Origin of the sequence: Limimaricola pyoseonensis (assembly GCF_900102015.1) — a bacterium.
GTDB lineage: Bacteria > Pseudomonadota > Alphaproteobacteria > Rhodobacterales > Rhodobacteraceae > Limimaricola > Limimaricola pyoseonensis.
In genome coordinates, this window is sequence record NZ_FNAT01000011.1 from 1 (window position 1) to 22929 (window position 22929).

The window sequence follows — 22929 nt, forward strand, 5'->3', positions numbered from 1 at the left end:
CTGGTCGAGAAACTCAAAGATCTGGGGGTGGTGTGATGGCTGCTGTCCTGCTTCTGGCCGAGGTCACCGATGGCGAGCTGAACCGCGACGCCACCGCGCGCGCGCTCAGCGCCGCAAGGCAGCTCGGCGAGGTGACGCTGCTCTGCGTCGGCGCCAAGGCCAAGGGCGCGGCCGAGGCCGCCGCCACGCTCGAGGGTGTCTCGAAGGTCCTTTGCGCCGAGGACGCGCTCTACAGCCACCGCCTAGCCGAGCCGGTCGCGGCGCTGGTGGCGCAGATGGCCGAGGGCTTCGAGGTGATCGCGGCGCCCGCGACCACCGACGCCAAGAACGTCATGCCGCGCGTCGCGGCGCTCTTGGACGTGATGATCGTGCCCGACGTGCTGGCGGTGCACGAGGACGGGTCGTTCGACCGCCCGGTCTATGCCGGCAACGCGATCCAGACCGTGCGCTCGCGCGACGCGGTGAAGGTCATCACCATCCGCACCACCGGCTTCGAGCCCGCGGGCGACGGCGGCAGCGCCTCGGTCGAGGACGTCGCCGCGGCGGCCGATCCGGGCCTGTCGAGCTGGGTCGAGGACAAGCTCGCCGAGAGCGACCGCCCCGAGCTCACCTCGGCCGGCATCGTCGTCTCGGGCGGCCGCGGCGTCGGCTCCGAGGAGAACTTCGCGCTGATCGAGAAGCTGGCCGACAAGCTCGGCGCGGCGGTCGGTGCCACCCGCGCCGCGGTCGATTCGGGCTTCGCGCCGAACGACTGGCAGGTCGGGCAGACCGGCAAGGTGGTGGCGCCGTCGCTCTACGTGGCGGTGGGCATCTCCGGCGCGATCCAGCACCTCGCGGGGATGAAGGACTCGAAGGTGATCGTGGCGATCAACAAGGACGAGGAGGCGCCGATCTTCCAGGTCGCCGATTACGGCCTCGTCGCCGACCTCTTCACCGCGCTGCCCGAGCTCACCGAGAAGCTCTGAGCCGCGCGCCGCGCGGACGAGCCGAGGCCCGGCGCGGGATGCCCCCGCGCCGGGCCTTTCTCGTGCCGGGCCTACTTTTCTTTGGAAATACGCAAGAAGCGCGGCCGGGACCGGGCGCGTCAGGCGGCCTCCGCCGCCTCCGGCTCGGCCCGCCGCATGCCCGGCGCCGAGAGCCGCATCCGTGCCCTGATCCAGCCCGACAGCGCGTCGATGCCGAGCGTCAGCAGCGCCGAGACCAGCAGCAGGAGCAGCGCCCGGTCGATGCGCAATTCCTGCACCGCGGCGTCGACGTAGAAGCCGAGCGTGGCGATGCCCAAGAGGCCGAGTATGGCGCTGTCGCGGACGATGATCTCCCAGCGATAGAGGCAGAGCGCGAAGAAGTTGCCCGACAGCCGTGGCAGCAGCTCCCACGCCGCGAGCCTTAGCCCACGCGGCGCGTCCGGGCGCAGGCGCGGCACCAGCGCCTCGCCCTGCCGGCCGAGCAGGTGGGCGATGATCGCGCCGTTGTGCAGGCCGAGCGCGAGGATCGCGGGCAGCATGGAGGGGCCGGTGATTTGCAGGATCAGGAAGGCCAGCATGTAGTCCGGGATCGAGCGCGCCAGCACCAGAGCGAGGTGGCCCAGCAGCGCGCCTAGGCGCCCGGTGACGCGGCGCACGATCAGCGGAAAGCCGGTGGCGGCGACGAGGGCGGCGAGGGCGAGTGCGACCTGCGACAGGACCAGCGTGGCGACGAGGCCGGGCAGGGCCTGCTCGATCAGCACCTTGTCGAGCCAGGGCCAGAGGTCGCTCCAGCCCTGCGCCGAGGCCCAGTCGCCGTGGCGCAGCGGCGCGGGGGTGAGGTCCGACAGGAACCGCATCAGCGCGCCGTCGCCCATCGGCGGGCTGGGATGGCGCGCCAGCAGCCAGGCGGAGGCGGCGAGCCAGAGCGGCGCGAGCTTGAGGCGCATCCAGTGCCGGATCGGCAGGATCAGCAGCAGGTAGACTCCGAGCGCACTCGCGGCCGCGCCGTATTGCGCCTGCCGGAAATCGGTCTCGAGCAGGTAGCCCAGCGTCGGCAGCCCGACGAAGCCCAGAACCGCCGAGGAGCGCAGCCCGCATTCCAGCCGGTAGAGCGTGTAGGCGCCGAGTTCCGGCAGCGCCTGCGGCAGTCGGGCCCAGAGCAGCCGCGACAGGCGCGGCGTGCCGGCGGGCAGGGCGCGGGCGGCGGCGGGGTCGGCCTCGGTCAGGTATTCGGCGAAGACCTTGGCGAAGATGCCGGTATAGGGCAGGGCGATGGCAAGCACGCCGGTCAGCGGCCCGAGCCCGGTGAGGCCGAGCAGCAGGAGCGCCCAGAACAGCTCGTGCACCGAGCGGATCAGGATGCAGAAGGCCCGCACCGGCCGCAGCCCGTAGCCGAAGCTGAGAAGGAAACCCGCCGCCGCGCCGGCGAAGACGCCGCAGACCGCGAAGGCCACGGTCAAGGCAGCCGCATAGGCGAGGCCGCCGGGGTCGGAGAGGTCGGGCGACAACAGCCCCGCGCCGATCCGCTGCAGCGTCATCCACGGGTCGGGGCGCGACAGGTCGAGATCGGCGAAAAAGAGCGCCGCGAGCGTCAGCAGGCCGAAGCCGGCGAGCACGCGGCCGGCGCGCAGGCGGCGCGGCGGGGCGGGGGCCGCGCGCGCCACCTCAGTGCCCGTAGAGCGCGTGCAGGGTGGGCAGCGACAGCTCGGCGGCGGGCCGGTCGAACACGATGCGCCCCGCCTTCAGCCCGACGATGCGGGTGGCCAGCGCCCGCGCGCGCTCCGGGTCGTGCAGCGCCAGTGCCATGGTCGGGAAGCGGTCGGAGAGCGCGGCCAGCAGGTCGCCGGACTGGCGCGGATCGACCGCCGAGACCGGCTCGTCGGCGATCAGGGCTGCGCCGCCGCGCATCAGCGCGCGGGCCAGAGCGGTGCGCTGCTTCTGCCCGCCCGAGAGCGAGGCGACGCGCCGCCGTTCGAACCCCGAAAGCCCCACGCGCTCGATCACCGGCGCGAGGCGGGCGCGTTCGCGCGCCGGCGGGCGCAGCAGGGTCAGCAGACCGTAGGCGGCCGAGCGGTCGTCGAGACCGCCCATCCAGACGTTGTGGAACACCGAGAGCTGCGGCACGAGGCCCGGATCCTGCGGCACCAGCGCGATGCGCGGCGCGGGGCGGGCGGCCTCGAGCTTCAGGCGGATCGCGTTCAGCAACGTGCTCTTGCCCGATCCGCTGTGCCCGAGCAGGACCAGCCGCTCGCCCTCGCAGAGCGAGAGGGTGACGTCGTGCAGGACGGGCGCCCCGTCCCATGACAGGGTCTCGCCCTCGAAGCGGGCCAGCGGCCGTGGTTGCATCAGTCGATCAGATCGAGCTCGCGCGCGGTGTCCTCGATCGGCATGTAGAGGTCGTTGTCCGCCGCGATGAAGCCGGAACGCGGAAAGCTGTCGAGGATCTCGGGGTCGTCGAGCGCGATCAGCGCCTGCTGCACGCGCTCGGCGAAGCCTTCGCCCCAGCGATCGTCCACGTCGCCGCGGATGGTCCAGTTGTAGTCGGGATAGGGCGGGGTGCGCCAGATGATGTCGGTGGCCTCCGCCTCGGGCGTGCCGTCGGCCACGGCCTCGTCGTAGACCGTGTAGTTCAGCGCGCCGAGATCGTAGGCGCCCGAGGCCACCAGCCGCAGCGTCTGGCCGTGATCGCCCGAGAAGCCGACCTCGGAGAAGAGGTCGCGCGGCGCCTCGCCGGTGATGCGGCGCAGGTGGTATTCCGGCATCAGGCGACCCGAGGTCGAGCTTTGCGAACCGAAGGTGAAGCTGCGGCCTTCGAGGCCCTCGGGAAAGCTGCCGTCCTCGGGCTCGGCGAGGCCGGTCTCGGCATTGGCGATGAAATAGGTGACGAAGGTCTCGTCCTCCATGCCCTGCGCGATGGCCCGGCTGCCGGGCACCGCGAGACGGGCCTGCACGCCCGAGAGACCGCCGAACCATGCGAGCTGGATCTGGTCGTTGCGAAAGGCGGTGACGGAAGCCGCGTAGTCCTTCACCGGGACGTATTCGACCGGCACGTCGAGCGCCTCTTCGAGATAGTCGGCCACCTTGCCGAAGCGGGCCTCGAGCTTGGTCTCGTCATTGTCGGGGATCGCGGAGAAATACAGCGTCGGCGCGTCCTGCGCGGCGGCGGGGGCCGCGAGCGCGGCAAGAACGAGGGCGCAAATGCGTGTCGTCGGCATGGGGGTCTCCTTGCGGGTTGCCCCCATCTAGGGCAGCCGCCGCCCTCGTGGAAGCCCCCGATCATGCCGCCGGGCTTTGGACCGCGGGGCGCGGCGGTCTAGCTCTGCGGCAAGGCCCCGTGGCGGGGCGCATGCCAGAAGGAGAGACGGCAATGAGCATGGCGAGCCGCAGTTTCGGCCGGACCGGCCGCAAGGTCAGCGAGATCGGGTTCGGCGCCTGGGCGATCGGCGGAACCTGGGGTGAGGTGAGCGAGGCCGATGCCAAGGCGGCGCTGAACGCCGCGCTCGATGCGGGCGTCACCTTCATCGACACGGCGGATGTCTATGGCGACGGCCGGTCCGAGCGGATCATCGGCGAGGTGCTGCGCGAGCGCGGCGGCGAGCGGCCCTTCGTGGCCACCAAGCTCGGCCGCAGGCTCGATCCGCACGTGGCCGACGGCTACACGCCCGAGGCGATGGAGGGCTTCGTCGACCGCAGCCTCAAGAACCTCGGCACCGATCGGCTCGACCTCGTGCAGCTGCACTGCCCGCCGACCGAGATCTACTACCGCCCCGAGGTGTTCGGCGCGCTCGACGACCTCGCCGCGCGCGGCAAGATCCGTGGCTACGGCGTCTCGGTCGAGAAGGTGGAGGAGGGGCTGAAGGCGATCGAGTATCCGCGCGTGGAGTCGGTGCAGATCATCTACAACATGTTCCGCCAGCGCCCGGCCGAGCTGTTCCTGCCCGAGGCGAAAAGGCGCGACAAGGCGGTGATCGTGCGAGTGCCGCTGGCCTCCGGCCTGTTGACCGGCAAGATGGGTCCCGACACGCGCTTCGCCGAGGACGACCATCGCCGGTTCAACCGCGAGGGCGCGGCCTTCGACAAGGGCGAGACCTTCGCCGGGGTGCCCTACGACGTCGCGCTCGACGCCGTCGCGGCGATCCGCGACCTGCTGCCGGCGGAATCGAACATGGCGCAGGTGGCGCTCAGGTGGATCCTGATGGAAGAGGCGGTGACGGTGGTGATCCCGGGCGCGAAGAACCGCGACCAGGCCAACTCCAACGCGGCGGCCAGCGGGCTGCCGGTGATCCCGCAGGAGCTGATGGACGGGGTGCGAGAGATCTACGACGCCCGCATCCGTCCGCATGTGCACGACCGCTGGTAGGAGCCCTGATGAGAAAGGCCCGCCCGCGCAGGGCGCGGACGGGCCTCGTTGTCCCGATCGGACAGGGCTTCAGCCCTTCAGCAGCTCAAGGAGCTTTTCGGCCGCACCTTCGGACGAGGCCGGGTTCTGGCCGGTGACGAGCTTGCCGTCGGTCACCACGAAGGCGCCCCAGTCGTCGCCCTTCTGGTAGTCCGCGCCCTTCTCCTTCAGCATGTCCTCGAGCAGGAAGGGCACCACGTCGGTGAGGCCCACGCCCTCTTCCTCGCCATTGGTGAAGCCGGTCACGCGGCGACCCTTGACCAGCGGCTCGCCCGCCTCGGTCTGGGTGTGGCGGAACACGGCCGGCGCGTGGCAGACCGCGCCCACCGGGCGGTCGGACTGCGAGAACGCCTCGATGATGCGGCGGCTGTCGGCGTTCTCGGCGAGGTCCCACATCGGGCCGTGGCCGCCGGGGTAGAACACCGCGTCGTATTGCGACGGGTAGATCTCGTCGAGCCGGTGGGTCGAGGCGAGCTGCTCCTGCGCGTCCTTGTCGTCCTTGAAGCGACGGGTGGCCTCGGTCTGCGCGTCCTCGGCGTCGCTCTTGGGGTCGAGCGGTGGCTGGCCGCCCTGCGGCGAGGCCAGCGTGATCTCGGCGCCCGCGTCCTTGAAGACGTAGTAGGGGGCCGCGAACTCCTCGAGCCAGAAACCGGTCTTCTCGCCGGTGTCGCCGAGCCGGTCATGCGAGGTCAGGATCATCAGGATCTTGGACATGGTCGTTCCTTTCCGTGGTGGTGCGGATGCCCGATCAGGCGACGCGGATCACCCGCTTGCCGAAGGCCTCGCCGCGCAGCAGGCCAACGAAGGCCTCGGGCGCCTGTTCCAGACCGTCGATCATCTCCTCGCGGTACTTGATCCGGCCCTGCTGGACCCAGGGGCCGACCTCCTTGGCGAAATCCTGGTAGAGATGGCCGAAATCGTCGAAGATGATGAAGCCGCGCATGGTGATGCGCTTGCGCAGGATCAGCCCCATCAGCCAGTTCATCCGGTCCGGCCCCTCGGGCAGCGAGGTGGCGTTGTACTGCGAGATCAGGCCGCAGACCGGCACGCGGGCATTGGTGTTGAGCTGTTCGACCACCGCGTCGAGCACCTTGCCGCCGACATTCTCGAAATAGATGTCGATGCCGTCCGGCGTCTCGCGCTTGAGATCATCGGCGAAGCTCGCGGCCTTGTAGTCGACGCAGGCGTCGAAGCCGAGCGTCTCGACCGCATGGGCGCATTTCTCGGGGCCGCCGGCGACGCCGACCACGCGCAGACCGAGGATCTTGCCGATCTGGCCGACGGTCGCGCCCACCGGGCCGGTCGCGCCCGCGACCACCAGCGTCTCGCCTTCCTTCGGCTGGCCGATCTGCGTGAGGCCGGCCCAGGCGGTGAAGCCGGGCATGCCGAGCACGCCGAGCGCCCAGGAGGGGTTGGGCATGTTCGGGTCGAGCTTGATCAGACCGGTGCCGTCGGAGACGGCGTAGTCCTGCCAGCCGGAGAAGCTGACGACGCGGTCGCCCTCGGCGAAGTTGTCGTTCTTCGAGGCCGCGACGCGGGCCACGGTGCCGCCGACCATCACCTGGTCGATCTCGACCGGCGCGGCGTAGGAGGGCGCGTCGCTCATCCGGCCGCGCATGTAGGGGTCGAGCGAGAGGAACTCGGTCCGCAGCAGGACCTCGCCGTCCTTGGGCTCGGGCACGTCCACGGTCTCGAGCCGCAGCGTGTCGTCGTTCGGCTCGCCCTTGGGGCGTTCGGCCAGAACCCAGCGGCGGTTGGTTTCGTTGCTCTGCGGCATCTGAGGTCTCCTTGGTTATTGGTGATCGAGCAGCCGGGCCGTGCTGGCCTCGGCGCTGGCAAACGGGGCGGCGTCGTCCGAAAGAGCGGCCATCAGGCTGGCGCCGAGCCAGATCTGGTAGAGCGTCTCGGCGATCCGTTCGGGCTCGGCATGGCGCGGCAGCGAGCCGTCCTCTGCGCCGTCGCGCACCGCCTTCGCGAGGCGGGCGGTGATGCGCGCCACGCCGCGGTCGAGGATGTCGCGCATGCCCGGCGACAGGTCCGCGATCTCGGCCGAGAGCTTGACCACGAGGCAGCGCGCCTCGGGCGCGTCACCGGTCTGGTTGGCACGCCAGCGGGCGAAATAAGCCATCAGCCGGTCGCGCGCTGGCCGGCCGGGCGCGTCGAGCGTCTGCGCGAGGTCGGTGCCGTAGCCCTCGACGAAACCCTCGACCAGCGCGCAGCCGAAGGCCTCCTTCGACTTGAAGTAGTGGTAGAAGCTGCCCTTCGGCACGCCGGCCTCGGCCAGCAGCTCCGACAGCCCGACGGCGGTGTAGCCGCGCCGGGCCGCGAGGCGGCGGCCGGTGGCGATGATATGGTCTCGCGTCTCGCTCATGGCCGCCAGATGGGGCCGACTAGACCGGTCGTCTAGAGGTGCTGACGCGAAGGCAGCCCGCGGGCTGCCCTCGATGGCTCAGAGGTCGGCGAAGCGGCCGGTGCGGGCCAGAACCTCGATCTGGTAGCCGTCGGGGTCGGCCACGAAGAAGAACTTGGCGATCACCTCGCCGCCGGGCTGGAACTCGACGATGCTGCGCGGCTGGTGGCCCAGCTCGGCCAGCTTGTGGTGCAGCGGCTCCAGCTCGGCCTCCTCGACCGAGACGGCGAGATGGCCGTAGCCGTCGCCGAGGTCGTAATCCTTCGGCTCGCCCTTGTTGACGGTCAGCTCCAGCTCGAAGCTCGACTCGGCGTTCGAGAGGTAGATCAGCGCGAAGTCGTCGAAGTCGAGCTTCTGGGCGACCTTCAGCCCGAAGGCCTTGTCGTAGAATTCCAGCGAGCGGGCCTCGTCGCGCACGCGGATCATCGAATGGATCATCTTGGCCATGGCGGCCTCCTTTCCGGGTCGGGTCTGCCAGCCGAATGCCAAAGCCCCCGCGCCGGGTCCAGCGACCTCTCGACACGGGCCGCGCGCCGCGCGAGGGTCGCGGCGCAGCAGGAGAGGTGCATGACGGATCGCGACACAGGCCACGGAACGAAGCCTCCATTTTCGTTCCGCCATTCCGGTTTCCTCCTGCAAGGCAACATGTTGCCGGGGCCCCGCCCATGACCGCCGCGGTCGCGGCCGGGCGCTGGCGCGCGCTGGCGCTGATCTGCGCGGGCGTGGTCTGCGCGATGACCAGCTGGTTCTCGGCCACGGCGATCCTGCCGGACCTCGTGCACGAGTGGGGCCTCGGCCCCGGCGCGCAGGCGTGGCTCACCAACGCGGTGCAGCTCGGCTTCGTGGCGGGCGCCGTGGCGGCGAGCCTCGTCAACCTGCCCGACATCGTGGCGCTGCCGCGGCTGATGGCGGTCTCGGCCGTCGTCGCGGCGCTGGCCAACGCGGTGCTGCTCATGGAGCCGGGGGCGGGCGCGGCGATCGCGGCGCGCGCCGTGACCGGCGCGGCGCTGGCAGGCGTCTACCCGCCCGCGATCAAGCTGATGGCGACGTGGTTCACGCGCGGGCGCGGGCTGGCACTCGGCTTCCTGATCGGGGCGCTGACGCTCGGCTCATCGGTGCCGCACCTGCTGCGCGCGCTGACCGAGGGGCTCGACTGGCGCGCCGTCGTGATCGGCACGACGGCGGCCACGGGCCTCGCGGCGGCGCTGTTCGGGCTGGGCCTCTCGGAGGGCCCGCACGGCTTCGGACGCGCCACCTTCGACCCGCGCCAGAGCCTCGCCGTGCTGCGCGACCGGGGCGTGATGCTCGCCAATCTCGGCTATTTCGGCCACATGTGGGAGCTTTACGCCATGTGGGCATGGTTCCTTGCCTTCGCCACGGCGGCGGAGGCGGAAATCATCCCGTTTCCAACGGGTTCGGCCTCGATGCTCACCTTTCTCGTGGTGGCCTCGGGTGCGGTGGGTTGCGTGCTGGCGGGGGCGCTGTCGGACCGGATCGGGCGCTGCGCGACCACCGCGTGGATGATGGCGCTGTCGGGCGCCTCGGCGCTCTTGATCGGCTTCGCCTACGACGGGCCGGGCTGGCTTCTGGCGCTGGTGGCGCTGGTCTGGGGCATCACCGTGGTCGCCGACAGCGCGCAGTTCTCGGCCGCCGTGACCGAGCTTGCGAAGCCGCAGCTGGTGGGGACCTCGGTCACGCTGCAGCTCGGCATCGGCTTCGCGCTCACCGTGGTGGCGATCCAGATCATGCCGCTGGTGGCGGAGGCGATGGGCGGCTGGCGCTGGGCCTTCCTCGTGCTGGTGCCGGGGCCGGTGATCGGCGCGGGGGCCATGCTTGTGCTGCGCCGCCTGCCGGAGGCGGCGCAGCTGGCGGGCGGGCGGCGCTAGGCCGCCCAGGCCCGGTCAGTAGAGGCGCTCTTCGACGCCGTCCTTGCGGACCCAGGTGCCGAGGCCGATCTCGCTCAGCACCTTGAGGAAGGGCTTGGGGTCCATTTCCTCGACGTTGCGCATCTCGCGCGCGTCCCACTCGCCGGTGGCGATCAGCATCGCCGCGGCCACCGGCGGCACGCCGGCGGTGTAGGAGATGCCCTGGCTGCCCACTTCCTCGTAAGCTTCCTTGTGGTCGGCCACGTTGTAGACCAGCACCTCGACCTCTTCGCCGCCCTTGGTCCCCTTCACCAGGTCGCCGATGCAGGTCTTGCCGGTGTATTCCGGCGCGAGGCTCGACGGGTCGGGCAGGCAGGCCTTCACCACCTTGAGCGGCACGACTTCCTGCCCCTCGGCCAGCTTGACCGGCTGCTCGGACAGCAGGCCGATGTTCTTCAGCACGGTGAAGACGTTGATGTAGTGCTCGCCGAAGCCCATCCAGAAGCGCACGTCGGCATGGGGGTAGTTGGTCGCGAGCGAATGCACCTCGTCATGGCCCGACATGTAGGCGCGCTGGGTGCCGACGACGGGCAGGTCCCAGTCGCGGCCCACCTCGAACATCTCGTTCGAGGTCCATTCGCCGTTCTGCCAGGCATAGACCGTACCGGTGAACTCGCGGAAGTTGATCTCCGGGTCGAAGTTCGTGGCGAAGTACTTGCCGTGGGAGCCGGCGTTGATGTCGACGATGTCGATCGACTTCACCTCGTCCATGTACTCGTCGATGGCGAGGCGGGCATAGGCGTTGACCACGCCCGGGTCGAAGCCGGCGCCGAGGATCGCGGTCACGCCCTTTTCGGCGCAGCGTTCCTTCCGCTTCCACTCGTAGTTGCCGTACCAGGGCGGGGTTTCGCAGATCTTGTCGGGCTCTTCATGGATCGCGGTGTCGATATAGGCGACGCCGGTCTCGATGCAGGCTTCGAGCACGTGCATGTTCACGAAGGCCGAGGCGACGTTGATGACGATCTGCGCGCCGGTCTTGTCGATCAGCGCGGCCACGGCCGCGCTGTCGGTCGCGTCCACCGCGTGGGCTTCGAGGGCGCCGTCGGTCTTGTGGGCCCCCTTTTCACGGACGCTGGCGAGGATCGCCTCGCATTTCGCCTTCGTGCGCGAGGCGATGTGGATGTCTCCGAGCAGGTCGGCGTTCTGGGCGCATTTGTGCGCCACGACCTGGGCGACGCCACCGGCGCCGATGATGAGGACGTTCTTCTTCAAGACCCTCGAGCCTCCTTTCGTGTTGCGCCGCACCTCAGGACAGGGCGGCTTCGAAGTCACCATAGCCGAACTCGCGCACGGTGTTGACCGTGCCGTCGAGCTCGCGCACCGCGATGGCGGGCATGCGCACGCCGTTGAACCAGTTCTTCTTGACCATCGTGTAACCCGCGGCGTCGCGGATCGAGACGCGGTCGCCGGGCTTCAGCGGCGCCTCAAACCGGAACTCGCCGAAGATGTCGCCCGCGAGGCAGGAGTTGCCGCAGACCATCCACTCGTGATCGCCGGTGTCGGGGTGCACCTTGGCGCTCTCGCGGTAGATCAGCAGGTCGAGCATGTGCGCCTCGATCGAGCTGTCGACGATGGCGAGGTTCTTGCCGTTGTCGAGCGTGTCGAGCACCGTCAGCTCCAGCGTGGTGGAGTTGGTGATCGCCGCCTCGCCGGGCTCGAGATAGACCTGCACGCCGTAGTCGTCGGCAAAGCGCTTGAGCCGCTCGGCCAGCTTCTCAAGCGGGTAGCCCTCGCCGGTGAAGTGGATGCCGCCGCCGAGGCTGATCCATTCCATGCGCTTGATCAGGTGGCCGAAGCGGTCCTCGATATGGCCGAGCATCGCGTCGAAGCGGTCGAAATCCGCGTTCTCGCAGTTGTTGTGGAACATGAAGCCCGAGACCCGGTCGGTGACGCGGGCGATGGCCTCGGGGTCGTGCTCGCCCAGCCGCGAGAAGGGGCGGGCCGGGTCGGCGATGTCGAAGCTCGAGGAGCTGATGCCGGGGTTCACGCGCAGGCCGCGGACATGGTCCTTCGCCGCCTCTCCGAACCGCTCGAGCTGGCCGATCGTGTTGAAGATGATCTTGTCGGAGTTGGCGAGCACCTCCGCCATGTCCGCCTCGTCCCAGGCCACCGAATAGGCGTGGGTCTCGCCCGGAAAGCGGCTGTGGCCGAGCTTGACTTCGAAGGGCGAGGACGAGGTCGTGCCGTCCATGTACTGGCTCATCAGGTCGAACACCGACCACGAGGCGAAGCATTTCAGCGCCAGAAGCGACTTGGCGCCCGAAAGCTCGCGCAGCCGGGCGATCTTCTCGAGGTTGGGCAGGAGCGCCTGCTTGTCGATCAGGTAGTAGGGCGTGCGCGGCATGGCGGGGCTCCGTGGCGGCGGTGAAACCTTCGTGAAGCCCGCGATATAGTGACCCCGCGCGCGAGGCTCAACAGCCTCCCTGCGCCGCGTCGCGAAGCCGCATCCAGCGCTGCAGCGCGCTTTCCTCGGCCTGCGCGGCCTCCTGCGCGGCGCGCGCCTCGGCGTGGCGCGCCTCCAGGCGCTGGGCCAGCTTGGCGTGGGTCTTCATCTCGCGGAAGCGGTCGCGCATCTCGTCCTCGAGCGCGCGGGCCTCCGGCTCCAGCGCGGCGCGGGCCTGGTCGAGCCGGCCGATCTCGGCCCGGGCGCTGCGGATGTAGTCCCCGACATAGGGCGCGGATTCGATCGAGACGATATGGCCGTCGCGCTCGAGCGCCGCGCCGGTCTCGCGGCTTTTCGCCTGCAGCTCGTCCATGCGGGCGTGCAGGCTCTGCAGCTCGGTCACGCGCGCCTCGACCTCGAGCCGGCCGAGCCGCTCCAGAAGCGCCAGCGCCCGGACCCGGCGGTCAGCCATCCTTGCCCTCGATCGCGACCAGCGCGGCACGTACCCGTTCGAGGATCTCGGGTGGAAAGCCGTGCATCGCGGGGGGCGGCAGCACGGGGTAGGGGGCGAGCGGGTCGATCTCGGCCTCCGCCTCGGCCTTGTCGCCCTTGTCGGCCTTGCCCTTGTCCTTCTCCGGCGCCTCGCCGGCGGCCAGGGTCAGGCCGGGCCAGAGCGCCAGCAGGACGATCAGCGCGCGCCTCATGCCGCGGGCAGCTCCTTCTGTGCGGCCTCGACCTTGTAGAAGTCGGGCTGCTTGTTGGTCGGGATGTTGCCGCGGCCGATCTCGACGCAGATGTTCGGCGGGTGGTTGGCCACCATGGCGACGAAGATGTCGCGGATGATCGCGTAGAAGGCGCCGTCCTCCTCCTCGATCTGCTTCAGCCGGCCCGAGACCGGGGCGACCATGCAATAGGCGAGGAACACGCCGAGGAAGGTGCCGACCAGCGCGCCGCCGATCATCTTGCCCAGCACCGCCGGCGGTTGGTCGATCGAGGACATGGTCTTGATCACGCCCAGAACGGCCGCGACGATGCCGATCGCCGGCAGGCCGTCGGCCATGGCCTGGATCGCGCCCACCGCGCCCAGCGACTCCTTGTGGTGCTTCTTGATCTTGCGGTTGATCACCTCCTCGGTCTGGTGGTGATCGTCGAACTGCATCGCCAGCATGCGGAAGCTGTCGGTGATCAGCTCGGTGGCGAAGTGGTCCTTCAGGATCTCGGGGTAGCGCTGGAAGATCGAGCTTTCGGCGGGCTTCTCGATGTGCTCGTCGAGCGCGAGGATGCCCTTCATCTTGTAGAGCCGGGTCAGCTCGTACATCAGGTTGAGCAGCGCCTCATAGTGCTGGCTCTTCCATTTCGGGCCCTTCATCACCTTCAGGACACCGGCGCCGGACTGCTTCACCACCGTCATCGAGTTGGCGATCACGAAGGCGCCGAGCGAGGCACCGCCGATCATCATCCCCTCGAAGGGCAGGGCGTGCATCACGATGTCCATGTTGCCGCCCGATAGCATGAAGCCGCCGAACACCAGACCGAACACCATCAGAAGACCAATGATCAGTGTCATCGCCCACTCCACCGCTTTGGCTCGCACGACACGATCGCCATGCGCTATGGGGAAATTGGGATAAGGATAATTGACACCGTTTCAAGCATAAACAAGGATAGTTCCCAAGATTGCACGATCGGTGTATGAAATGAGCAGCGTCGAGACCCTCGCCTACTTTCTCGAAGAAGACAGTCTGCGCGGCGTGATGCGCGACTGGCCCGAGGGCATGCAGCTTCTGGTCTGTCTCGACGAGACCGGGCGCTGCGACCTGATCGTGCATCACGGCGAGGAATCCGCGCGCGTGCTCGAGACGCTGCGCCTCGGGCTCGGTCTCGCGCCAGACGAGCTCGCGGTCGTGCCTGAGGTCGAGGGCTATGCCACGCGCCGCACCCGTTTCTCGCAGGAACAGCAGCTCCTGGCGCTCGCCGCCGCGACCGAGGGGCTGGGCGAAAGCGCGCAGGACTACGCGATCAACTACCGCTTCGCCCGCGAGGAGGGGCTCGACCCCGAGCTGGTGGTCGGCAAGCGGGCGCTGCGCCGCGCCTCCGACGAGGCCGAGGCCGCGGCGCTGCCGCGCGTCGCCGAACGCCCCGGCAGCCGCCGCAGCCTGCCGGCCGAGCCGCGCCAGTTTCCCGAGGGCTACGCCCCGGCCAGCGACCCGGAGCGGCGCGACGGCCGGATCGTCGAGGGGCGCATCCACGGGCAGGGTGGCCGGGTCCGGGTCGAGATCGCGCCCGGCGCACCCGGTGCCGATAAGCCGGTGACGGTCGATCAGGTCGGGCTGAGCGAGGATCTCGGCCGCTTCGCGCTGCCGCGCGAGACGCTGGAGCATTGGCGGCCGGGGCGGTCGCTGCAGATCGACATCCCGCAGGACCGGTTCCCCGAGGCGCTGGCGGAGATGTTCCGCCACGAGGCGCATGCCGCCCAGATCACGGTCACGCCGCGCGCGGTCTTCGTGCGGCCGCTCGGCCCCGTGCCGCCCGAGGCGGCCGAGCCGGACGAGGCGCCGATGGTCGAGGTGGCCGAGGGCTGGGCGCCCGGTCGGGCGATGCGCGCGGCGCTGATCGCGGTTGGCGTGGTGCTGGTCAGCGGCTCACTCGCCGCCGCCTGGAACCCCTTCGCCACGCCCGAGGAGCACGCCGTCACCGCCGCCCCGCCGCAGCAGGGGCTGGCGGCGCTGGCCGCCGGCGCGGCGGAGGCGCGTCCATGAGTGGCACAGGTGCCGGCGACGGTTCCGGCCGGGGGCTGCGGCCGCGGCCGGCGGTGCCGGTCGAGACCAGCGTGACGCCCGACTACATCATCTGCCTCGAGACCGGCCGGAAGCTGGTGCTGCTGCGCCGCCACCTGCGCGAGCGGCTGAACCTGACGCCCGAGGAATATCGCCGCAAATGGGGGCTTCCGCCGGAATATCCGATGGCCGCGCCCAATTATGCGCGAAAACGTGCCCAAATTTATCCATGATTGGGAAAGACTAGTTGAGAATTCCCCGGCTACGTGCAAGGATAAGTCGTAGCCCGTCGAAGAATTCGACGCCGTGCCGCCCGGGGCCAGATCTGCCCCCGGTTGCGCATGAGGTCCCCGCACCAGAGGGCAGAACATGACCAAATCGAATTCGAAAACCGACCTTCTCAGTACCATCGTCGCCTCCTATGCCGCCCGCCCCGACGTCGATTCCGACGACATCGTCGCGCTGGTCGCCAAGCTCAGCCGGGAGCTGGGCCTCGAGGTGGAGACCGAAACCCAACCCGCCGCGACGCCGGCCGCCACTGCGCCCGCCCCGGGCGGGCTGACGCCGGCGCTGCCGCTCGACAAGGCGGTCACCGAGGAAAAGGTGTACTGCCTGTGCTGCGGCAAGGGCTTCAAGATGCTCAAGCGGCACCTGGGCGCCGAGCACGGCCTGACCGAGGCCGAGTACCGCACCGCCTTCGGCCTGCCCGAGGACATGCCGCTGGTCGCGCCGAGCTATTCGCGCCGCAAGGCGAGCTACGCCAAGGAGGTCGGCTTCGGCAAATACGCCCGGACCGGCGGCGGCGTGCCCGGCAAGGGCGAGCGCGTCTCCTGATCGGGGCGGGCCGCGCCCGGCGCGGCCGTTTTGGCAATGACGCAAGGCCGGGCGCGAACCCGGCCCGCACGAGGCTGGGATAGGCAGGCATGGCTGGCGGTCAGACGATCATCATCAAGAAGCACGACGACGACCACCATGACGATCATCACGGCGGCGGCTGGAAGGTGGCCTATGCCGACTTCATGACCGCGATGATGGCGTTCTTCCTGCTTCTGTGGATCATCGCCGCCACCGACGAGGAAAAGCTCGAGGGGCTGGCCGAGTACTTCACCCCCAGCCTGTCGCCCCTGCAGGGCGGGGGCAGCCAAGGGATGCTGCAGGGCCAGCTGGTCGAGCTGGACGGGCAGATGTCCGCCTCGGAGGGGCTGCCGCCGCAGCCCGACATGCCCGATTTCGGCGCCGCCGACCCGCTCGCCGCCTTCGACAGCCGGATGCGCGACCAGCCGCCCGAGGTGGTGGTGGAATACCTGCCCGCCGAGGACGCGCCGCCGAGCCCCGAGCAGATCGAGGCCGAGCGCATGGCGCAGGCCGCCGCCGAACTGCAGGCCCGCCGGGTCGAGCGCGACGCCGATCTCGACCGCATCGAGGCCGAGATCGAGGCCAAGATCGCTGCCACGCCCGAGCTCGCCGGCATCAGCGACAACCTGCGTTTCGACCGCACCGCCGAGGGGCTGCTGATGCAGATCCTCGACGAGGAGGAGCGGCCGATGTTCGACACCGGCTCGGCCCGGATCGTGCCGCATACCCAGGCGCTGATCGAGATCGTCGGCGAGGCGCTGCGCGAGATGCCGCAGGATCTCGCGATCTCCGGGCACACCGATTCGCTGCGATTCGCACGGCAGGACGGCTACGGCAACTGGGAGTTGTCGAGCGACCGCGCCAACGCCACCCGCAGGGCATTGGTCGCGGCCGGGATCTCGCCCGACCGCATGGCGCGGGTCTCGGGCCTGGCCGACACGGTGCCGCTCTATCCCGACCGGCCCGAGGCGCCGCAGAACCGCCGCATCGGCGTTCTGCTGCAGTATCCCGAGCCCTCGATGACCGAGCCGGCCCGGCCCTGAGCGGCCGGGCCGCCCCGATCGGCCGGCGGTGCAGTTCCGCCACGTCGTGGCGGCATTGAGGCAATCGGGACCAAGCTGCCCCATTTCGGCCTCATTTCGCGCTCATCCCCGACATGTCGCCGGATTAAACCCAAACAGGCATGGGCCCGGCGGCAGATAACGAGTTGCCCCGGCCGACCGGAGAGTCGGGAAGGGCTGCAGACAACCAGACCCGACAATACAGGGCGGATAGATGCAGAGCAGTGAACTACTGAAAGCCATCTGGCGGGGCGATTTGGCACGCCCGCAGGCGAGCGCGCCGCAGCTGCGGTTCGCCCGTCTTCTCGACGCGCTGCTGCCGATGCGGCGCGTCGACCTCGTGCGGTCGGGTCCGGGCTATGCCCGCGCCATGCCGGAGCGGACCGAGCTGATGCCGGCGCTCAGCCTCGGCGACGTGATCGAGGAAGAGCTGGCGCTCGCCACGCCTTTCGGGGCGCTGGTCGCCATCGCCGAGGCGCGCGCGCTGCGCGATACGGCGGGCGATGCCGCGCGCTCGGAAATGCTCGGCCGGATGGTCGCGGAGGCGCTGATCGGCACGGCCGGGCAGGGGCTGTTCCCGATCGACCGCGAGACCGACGCGCTCTACCTGCTGGCCCTGTCCTACGACGCGCTGGCGCAGGAGCCGGCCATGGCGGCGCTCGGCCTCGTCGCCGCGCCGTTCCGCGCCGGCCTCGGCGCGGTGCTGGCGAGCTACTGGATCGGCCCCGCCGTGCCCGGCTCGGCCGCGAACCGGCTGCTCAGCGGTCCGCGCGGCCTGTGCAGCCCGCAGTTGCGGGCCTATCTCGCCGATCTCGATGGCAGCTTCACCGCGCCCGATCCGGCGCTGGCCGACCCGGCGCTGGTCCGGCTCGAGGGCGCCCGCCGCGATCATGCCGCCTGGCTGCGCGAGCTCGAGGCGCGGGTTTCGGTCCGGCTCGGCTGGATGGCCGGCGCGCCCGCCCGCGAGGGCTGAGACCGCCCCATGCAGATCCTCACTGCCCTCTCGACCCCGTCCGCCAGCCGCGCCGCCGGCGCGGCCGGGATGGCGGGAGAGGCGGGGGAGAGGACGGGCTTCGCGCGGATGCTGGCCGCCGCCCGCCCGGCGGCGAGCGCACAGCCGGATGACACGGCCGCGACGGGGCAGGCCGACGGGATCGGCGAGATTTCGGCCGATCTGGACAGGCTGGTGGAAGCGACGGCTGCCGCGCTCGACACGGCCGAGGGCGCGGAGCGCATGGCGGTGCTCGAGGGCGCCGCGATCCGGCTCGAAGCCCTGGTCGAGCGGGCCGAAGCCCTTGGCGGCGGCGGGATCGCGCAGGCGGTCGCGGCGGCCGGGTCAGCGGCGGCGGCGGCAGGCGCGCGTCTCGAGGGCCAGATCGTGGCGGGGATCAAGGCGCTGCGCGCCGGTCTTGCCGCGGCCGCGCCACATGGCACGGCACAGGGCCCGCAGGCCGGTGCCCGGCTGTCGGAGGCTGCAACTTTCACCGCCGCCCTGCCGCCCGACCAAACCGGGGCTGCCGCGCCGGCCCTCATCGTCCCTGCAGCGGCTGCTGGCAGCGCCACTGTGGGGCTGCCCGGCGATCCGACGCGGACGACCGGCCTGTCGGCCAAGGCGACCGAGACCGGCGCATTTGCTGCGCTCGCCGTTCCTCGTGGCGGCGCAGCCACGGGGCAGACGGCGGCAACGGCACCGAAGGCCGGCGCCAATGCCGCCATCCCCGGGTCCGGCGATCTAACCGCGCCGGCGCGGATGCCCGGTGCGATGGCCGCCCCGATGACCGCGTCGCCGGAGGCAGGCGCACCGCAGGCCGACGCGGCCGAGGCCGGGGCGGACAAACGCGGTGAGGCGATCAAGGCGGCGGCACTCGCCGAGCCCGGCGGCGCGACCCCGGAGCCGAAGGCGCAGGCCACGCGGTTCTCGGAACTGCTGGCCCGGCTCGAGCCCGCCGGCGAGCCCGGTGGCGAGCGTAGCGATCTGGCGCAGCTGCCGCAGCGGGCCGCCGAGGCCGCGCCTCAGCGCGCGGCACCGGCCATGACCAACGCGGCGCCCGCTGCCGCCGGCCCGCCTCAGCCGGCCAACGGCTTCTCGCGCGCCCTGACCGGACAGATCCGCGACGTTTCACTGGTCGAGGGGCGCACGCGCATCTCGCTCAACCCGCGTGGCCTGGGCGAGCTGGAGATCGAGCTGGTCCGCGACGCCGGCCAGCTCAAGGTCGTGATCCGCGCCGAGCAGGCACCGGTGCTGCAGGCCCTGCGCGCCGACCGCGACGGCCTTCTGAGCCTGCTCTCCGATGGCGGCACGGCGATCGAGGACGGCCAGCTCGACTTCGAGGAGTTCGACCGGGGCGGCGAGCAGCCGGCCCGGGGCGAGGGCGCGCCCTCCGGCTCCGCGCCGGGGACGGCCGCGCCCGAGGCCGAAGACCAGACCACGCAGCCGCAGGCCCCCGTCGCCGCGGGCCGGCTCGACATCACCACCTGACCGGATCGGAGCATTCCATGGACAGCCTGACCCCGACCTCCGGCGCCGCGGCCGCCGCCAGCAAGAGCGCCGCCGCCGAAAGCCGCGACAAGCTCGGCGCCGACTACCAGAGCTTTCTCAAGCTGCTGATCGCGCAGGTCTCGAACCAGGACCCGCTGGAGCCGATGGATTCGACCACCTTCGTGTCGCAGCTGGCGCAGCTGACGCAGGTCGAGCAGTCGATCACCACCAACGAGACGCTCGAGAAGATCGAGGCGCAGCTCGCCGCCGGCAGTGCGCGCGCCGATGTCGCGCTGATCGGGCGCGAGGTGCTCGCGCCGACCGACCAGATCAGGCTCGCGGATGGCGAGGCCGCCTTTGCCTACCGGCTGAATGGCGAGGCGCGCTCGGCCGCGGCGCTGATCCGCGACCCGGACGGCACGCTGCTGCGCCGGATCGACGACCTGCCGACCGGCCCGGGCCAGCGCCACGACGTGGTCTGGGACGGTCTCGACAGCGAGGGGCTGCCGGTGCCGCCGGGCCGGTTCCGGGTGGAGATCGAGGCGCTCGACGCCGAGGAGGAGGCGGTGCTCTTCACCACCTACGCGCCCAGCACGGTGGAGCGCATCGCCTTCCGCGACGGCGCGCCGGTGCTGCGGCTCGAGAACCAGGACGAGATCGCGGCGGGCAGCATCCTCGAGCTGCGCTGACGCGCGGGCGCGCCCCGTCGCGGCGGCCCCGGGCGGGCCGCAGCGACGGAGCGAAAGGGGGCGGGGCGCCCGGCTCAGTTCGACAGCAGCGCCGTTTCCTGCGAGTCGGGGGCCGCCTCGGGCGCGGCCTGCGGCAGATCGCGGCGCGCCACGTCCTGCTTGAAGAAGTTCGGGAACAGCACGTCCTCGACCGGCAGGCCCAGCGCCTGCAGGTCGGCGAGGAGCAGCTCCGACAGCGCCTCCGTGTCGATCGCGGCGCCGGCCATGACCGGCTTCTCGGCCGCCTTGTTCAGCGCGGCGAGCAGCGCGTCGCGCAGCCGCAGCTGCGCCTCGGGCGCGGCGTGCCGGGCGGCGCTCTCGGCGTCGTGCATCGCCAGCGCGACCTCGGCGATGACATAGGTCACGCTGCGCGGCTTCACCACCGGGACGGTCATCCGGCCCAGCTCGACCAGCCGCTCGGTCTTGTCCTTCAGCGCCGCGGCTGCGGCCTCGGCCGTCTCGGTGCCGGCCTGCGCGGCGAAGGCCGCCTCGGCCGCCGCCACCGGGTCCTCGGCCGCCAGCGGCGCGACCTCGGGCGCGGCGGTCTCGGTCGGCGCGTCGGCGCTGGCGGGCGGCGCCGGAAACAGTACGAGCCCCGCGCCGTAGCCTGCCGCGAGGCAGACCACGGGTAGGGCGATCAGGATCAGTTTGGGCTTCATCGGTCCGTCGCTGTCTGTGCGTCACGGTCCCTTCTGCCCGACCAACATGGCGCAAATTGCGTGTCAGTAGGGCAAGATGATGTCGAGCGCATCCTCGCCGTAGCCGCGCTCCTGGGTGCGCGACAGCTGGCCGCGCCCGCCATAGGTGATCCGCGCCTCGGCGATCTTCTCGTAGGGAATGGTGTTGTTCATCTGGATGTCCTCGGGCCGGATGATGCCCGCCACTCGCAGCTCGCGCAGCTCCTGGTTCACCTTCACCTCCTGGCGCCCGGCGATCACGAGGTTGCCGTTGGGCAGCTCCTGCACCACGAGGGCGGCGACCTTCAGCTCGATCGTCTCGCCGCGGGTGATGGTGCCCGAGCCCGAGACGTCGATCGAGGAGCCGATATCGACGATCTCGCCCGAGGGCAGGTCCTCGGGCCCGACGCCGGGCAGGATCCGGTCGATCTGGGTGCCGTAACCGAACAGCACCGGGAAATCGATGCTCGACTGGCCGTCGCGCGAACGCTGGCCGGCGTTCCTGAGCTGGGCGCGGTCGTCGATGCGGATGTCGACGGTCAGGATGTCGCCCACCTCGCTGGCGCGCTGGTCGGCGAAGAAGCCGCCAGAGCCGCCGCGCTCCCACAGCGAGGCGGCCTCGGCGCGCTGGTAGACGCGCGGCGGGGCCGGCGGCGGCATCGGCACCGAGACGGCGGCCGCCTCGGGGATGGTGACCGGGTTCACCGCGATCTGCGTGGTCTGCGGATCGCGGTCGAAGCGGTCGCGCACGCCGCAGGCCGAAAGCAGGGCGGCGCCGGCGAGCAGCAGGACGGCGGGGCGAAGGGGGAGATGGTTCAACGGATGACCTCGACGATGCCCTCGGCGGCGGCGATGCCGGTGAGGGTGGTGTTGCTGGCGGTGTTGACGATGCGCAGCTCCTGGCCGCGATGCGCGTCCGACAGCGCCCGGCCCGGCGCGGTCAGCCGCAGCGGGCCGTCGGAGAAGCGGATCGTCACCTGGTCGCCGCGGTCGATGACCAGCGGCTGCATGACGGACTGCACCATCACCGGCCGCCCCTCGGGCAGCATCCGGCGCACCTGCATGCCGACGATGTTCTCGGGCTCTGTCACGGCGTAGGCGCCGATCCGCGCCTGCGGCAGGCGCAGCTCGACGAGGTCCTCGGCGGCGACGATCTCGCCCGGCATGAGCCGCCGCAGCGGCACCGGCAGCGGCACGGTGACGGCGGCCAGCCCGCTGACCCGGTGCAGGCCGCCGCCGGCATCGACCGCGTTGGCCACGAAGCGGCCCGAGGCCGGGTCGATCCAGAACTCGGCGATCAGCTCGGCCTCGTCGGGCCCGCCGCGGGCGAAGCCGATCTCGAACTCGGCACGCTGCGGCAGCTTCGGGCCGAGCTCGGCGCGCGCGCGCTCCTCGACCAGCACCGCGAGGCTTTCGGCTGCGGCCGGGCCGGACAGCGCGCCGAGCGCGAGCGCGAGCGCGAGGGCGGCGAAGCGGCGGCGCATCACTTGATCTGGTTGGCGGCGGTCATCATCTGGTCGGCGGTCTCGAGCGCCTTGGAGTTCATCTCGTAGGCCCGCTGCGCCGAGATCAGGTCGGTGATCTGCTGGATGATGTTGACGTTGGAGTTCTCGAGATAGCCCTGCCGCAGGAATCCGACGCCGGCGTCGCCGGGGTTGGCGGGCACCGCCTCGCCGGAGGCGGTGGTGGCCTGCAGCAGGTTGTTGCCCAGCTGCTTCATCCCGGCCTCGTTGGTGAAGGTGGCCATGGTGATCCGGCCCAGCTCGACCGGGTTCGGATCGACCCCGACATAGGCCATGACGACGCCGGTCTCGCTGATGTCGACGTCGACGGTGTTCTCGGGGATCACGATGCCCGGGTCGAGCTCGTAGCCCTGCAGCGTCACCAGCTGCCCCTCGGGCGAAAGCTGGAAGGCGCCGTCGCGGGTGAAGGCCTGGCCGCCATCGGGCAGGTTGACGGTGAAGAAGCCGCGCCCGTCGATCGCGAGGTCGAGCTGGTTCTCGGTCGCCAGCAGCCCGCCTTGCGTGTTCAGCCGCACCGTGCCCGCGGTCTCGACGCCGAAGCCGACATCGACCCCGGTGGGCCGGGCGGTGCCGGCCTCGGAGGTCAGCGCGCCCTCGCGTTGCATGGTCTCGTAGATCAGGTCCTGGAACGCCGCGCGGCTGGCCTTGAAGCCGGTGGTGTTGGCGTTGGCGATGTTGTTCGAGATGACGTCGACATTGGTCTGCTGCGCGAGCATCCCGGTGGCGGCAATTCCGAGGGCCTTCATC

General features: G+C 70.8%; 26 protein-coding genes. 10 read left to right on the top strand and 16 right to left on the bottom strand.

Features of this window, described 5'->3' with window-relative positions; genetic code table 11:
- Positions 1-35: 35 nt before the first annotated feature.
- Positions 36-965 carry an electron transfer flavoprotein subunit alpha/FixB family protein gene (locus BLT43_RS16975; RefSeq protein ID WP_090114824.1) on the top strand — a complete coding sequence of 310 codons (930 nt, stop codon included), beginning with the start codon at positions 36-38 and terminating at the stop codon, positions 963-965.
- A 119-nt stretch (positions 966-1084) separates the two neighbouring features.
- Here the strand turns inward: BLT43_RS16975 and BLT43_RS16980 are convergent, their stop codons facing one another.
- From BLT43_RS16980 to BLT43_RS16990, 3 genes are read right to left on the bottom strand one after another with little or no spacing between them, the layout of a single operon-like run.
- Positions 1085-2629, bottom strand: a complete 1545-nt coding sequence (locus BLT43_RS16980; protein WP_242652336.1) for a PhnE/PtxC family ABC transporter permease — start codon at positions 2627-2629, stop codon at positions 1085-1087.
- A gap of 1 nt (position 2630) precedes the next feature.
- The gene (locus BLT43_RS16985; protein WP_090114826.1) at positions 2631-3311 is read right to left on the bottom strand and encodes an ATP-binding cassette domain-containing protein; all 681 of its coding nucleotides are present in this window, start codon (positions 3309-3311) and stop codon (positions 2631-2633) included.
- A complete protein-coding gene (locus BLT43_RS16990; RefSeq protein WP_090114828.1) occupies positions 3311-4180 on the bottom strand; it encodes a putative selenate ABC transporter substrate-binding protein in 870 nt (289 codons plus the stop codon). Before BLT43_RS16990 ends, BLT43_RS16985 begins: the two co-directional genes overlap by 1 nt.
- 152 nt (positions 4181-4332) lie before the next feature.
- Here BLT43_RS16990 and BLT43_RS16995 point away from each other — a divergent pair, with 152 nt between their 5' ends.
- The gene (locus BLT43_RS16995) at positions 4333-5325 is read left to right on the top strand and encodes an aldo/keto reductase (protein ID WP_207497632.1); all 993 of its coding nucleotides are present in this window, start codon (positions 4333-4335) and stop codon (positions 5323-5325) included.
- 69 nt (positions 5326-5394) lie between these two features.
- Here BLT43_RS16995 and BLT43_RS17000 read toward each other — a convergent pair whose 3' ends face one another.
- The 4 genes from BLT43_RS17000 to BLT43_RS17015 all read right to left on the bottom strand — a co-directional run bounded on the left by BLT43_RS17000 (position 5395) and on the right by BLT43_RS17015 (position 8221).
- A complete protein-coding gene (locus tag BLT43_RS17000) occupies positions 5395-6078 on the bottom strand; it encodes a type 1 glutamine amidotransferase domain-containing protein (RefSeq protein WP_090114830.1) in 684 nt (227 codons plus the stop codon).
- A gap of 34 nt (positions 6079-6112) precedes the next feature.
- Positions 6113-7141 carry an NADP-dependent oxidoreductase gene (locus tag BLT43_RS17005; RefSeq protein WP_090114832.1) on the bottom strand — a complete coding sequence of 343 codons (1029 nt, stop codon included), beginning with the start codon at positions 7139-7141 and terminating at the stop codon, positions 6113-6115.
- A gap of 15 nt (positions 7142-7156) precedes the next feature.
- Positions 7157-7735, bottom strand: a complete 579-nt coding sequence (locus BLT43_RS17010) for a TetR/AcrR family transcriptional regulator (RefSeq protein ID WP_090114834.1) — start codon at positions 7733-7735, stop codon at positions 7157-7159.
- A 78-nt stretch (positions 7736-7813) separates the two neighbouring features.
- On the bottom strand, positions 7814-8221 hold the full coding sequence (locus BLT43_RS17015) for a VOC family protein (RefSeq protein WP_090114836.1): 408 nt from the start codon (positions 8219-8221) through the stop codon (positions 7814-7816).
- A 218-nt stretch (positions 8222-8439) separates the two neighbouring features.
- Between BLT43_RS17015 and BLT43_RS17020 the strand changes: the two genes are divergently transcribed.
- A complete protein-coding gene (locus BLT43_RS17020) occupies positions 8440-9660 on the top strand; it encodes an MFS transporter (protein WP_090114838.1) in 1221 nt (406 codons plus the stop codon).
- Between the two features lie 15 nt (positions 9661-9675).
- Here BLT43_RS17020 and BLT43_RS17025 read toward each other — a convergent pair whose 3' ends face one another.
- From BLT43_RS17025 to motA, 5 genes are all read right to left on the bottom strand, one after another.
- Positions 9676-10911, bottom strand: coding sequence for a saccharopine dehydrogenase family protein (locus BLT43_RS17025; RefSeq protein WP_090114839.1), 1236 nt, complete (start codon positions 10909-10911; stop codon positions 9676-9678).
- A gap of 34 nt (positions 10912-10945) precedes the next feature.
- A complete protein-coding gene (locus BLT43_RS17030) occupies positions 10946-12043 on the bottom strand; it encodes a carboxynorspermidine decarboxylase (RefSeq protein ID WP_090114840.1) in 1098 nt (365 codons plus the stop codon).
- Positions 12044-12110: 67 nt separating this feature from the next.
- Entirely contained in the window at positions 12111-12554 is a 444-nt protein-coding gene (locus tag BLT43_RS17035; protein ID WP_090114841.1) for a hypothetical protein, read from the bottom strand.
- Entirely contained in the window at positions 12547-12786 is a 240-nt protein-coding gene (locus BLT43_RS17040) for a hypothetical protein (RefSeq protein WP_090114842.1), read from the bottom strand. The genes BLT43_RS17035 and BLT43_RS17040 overlap by 8 nt, the downstream gene beginning before the upstream one ends.
- The gene (gene motA, locus BLT43_RS17045) at positions 12783-13649 is read right to left on the bottom strand and encodes a flagellar motor stator protein MotA (RefSeq protein WP_090114843.1); all 867 of its coding nucleotides are present in this window, start codon (positions 13647-13649) and stop codon (positions 12783-12785) included. The genes BLT43_RS17040 and motA overlap by 4 nt, the downstream gene beginning before the upstream one ends.
- A gap of 130 nt (positions 13650-13779) precedes the next feature.
- Between motA and BLT43_RS17050 the strand changes: the two genes are divergently transcribed.
- The 7 genes from BLT43_RS17050 (at position 13780) to BLT43_RS17080 (ending at position 19943) form a co-directional block, all read left to right on the top strand.
- Complete coding sequence (locus BLT43_RS17050) at positions 13780-14841, top strand: hypothetical protein (RefSeq protein WP_090114844.1); 1062 nt, start codon at positions 13780-13782, stop codon at positions 14839-14841.
- Positions 14838-15092 carry a MucR family transcriptional regulator gene (locus BLT43_RS17055; RefSeq protein WP_090114845.1) on the top strand — a complete coding sequence of 85 codons (255 nt, stop codon included), beginning with the start codon at positions 14838-14840 and terminating at the stop codon, positions 15090-15092. Before BLT43_RS17050 ends, BLT43_RS17055 begins: the two co-directional genes overlap by 4 nt.
- Before the next feature lie 136 nt (positions 15093-15228).
- Entirely contained in the window at positions 15229-15693 is a 465-nt protein-coding gene (locus BLT43_RS17060; protein ID WP_090114846.1) for a Ros/MucR family transcriptional regulator, read from the top strand.
- A gap of 89 nt (positions 15694-15782) precedes the next feature.
- Complete coding sequence (locus BLT43_RS17065; RefSeq protein ID WP_090114847.1) at positions 15783-16757, top strand: flagellar motor protein MotB; 975 nt, start codon at positions 15783-15785, stop codon at positions 16755-16757.
- 274 nt (positions 16758-17031) lie between these two features.
- Positions 17032-17748 carry a hypothetical protein gene (locus tag BLT43_RS17070; RefSeq protein ID WP_090114848.1) on the top strand — a complete coding sequence of 239 codons (717 nt, stop codon included), beginning with the start codon at positions 17032-17034 and terminating at the stop codon, positions 17746-17748.
- Between the two features lie 9 nt (positions 17749-17757).
- Positions 17758-19254 (top strand): flagellar hook-length control protein FliK, encoded by a 1497-nt coding sequence (locus BLT43_RS17075; RefSeq protein WP_090114850.1) that lies wholly within the window; start codon positions 17758-17760, stop codon positions 19252-19254.
- A 17-nt stretch (positions 19255-19271) separates the two neighbouring features.
- On the top strand, positions 19272-19943 hold the full coding sequence (locus tag BLT43_RS17080; RefSeq protein ID WP_090114851.1) for a flagellar hook assembly protein FlgD: 672 nt from the start codon (positions 19272-19274) through the stop codon (positions 19941-19943).
- Positions 19944-20017: 74 nt separating this feature from the next.
- Here the strand turns inward: BLT43_RS17080 and BLT43_RS17085 are convergent, their stop codons facing one another.
- The 4 genes from BLT43_RS17085 to flgG all read right to left on the bottom strand — a co-directional run bounded on the left by BLT43_RS17085 (position 20018) and on the right by flgG (position 22928).
- Complete coding sequence (locus BLT43_RS17085; RefSeq protein ID WP_090114854.1) at positions 20018-20641, bottom strand: hypothetical protein; 624 nt, start codon at positions 20639-20641, stop codon at positions 20018-20020.
- Positions 20642-20704: 63 nt separating this feature from the next.
- Positions 20705-21478 carry a flagellar basal body L-ring protein FlgH gene (locus tag BLT43_RS17090; RefSeq protein ID WP_090114856.1) on the bottom strand — a complete coding sequence of 258 codons (774 nt, stop codon included), beginning with the start codon at positions 21476-21478 and terminating at the stop codon, positions 20705-20707.
- Positions 21475-22143, bottom strand: coding sequence for a flagellar basal body P-ring formation chaperone FlgA (gene flgA, locus BLT43_RS17095; RefSeq protein WP_090114858.1), 669 nt, complete (start codon positions 22141-22143; stop codon positions 21475-21477). Before flgA ends, BLT43_RS17090 begins: the two co-directional genes overlap by 4 nt.
- Positions 22143-22928 carry a flagellar basal-body rod protein FlgG gene (gene flgG / locus BLT43_RS17100; RefSeq protein WP_090114860.1) on the bottom strand — a complete coding sequence of 262 codons (786 nt, stop codon included), beginning with the start codon at positions 22926-22928 and terminating at the stop codon, positions 22143-22145. The genes flgA and flgG overlap by 1 nt, the downstream gene beginning before the upstream one ends.
- Between the last annotated feature and the right edge of the window lies 1 nt (position 22929).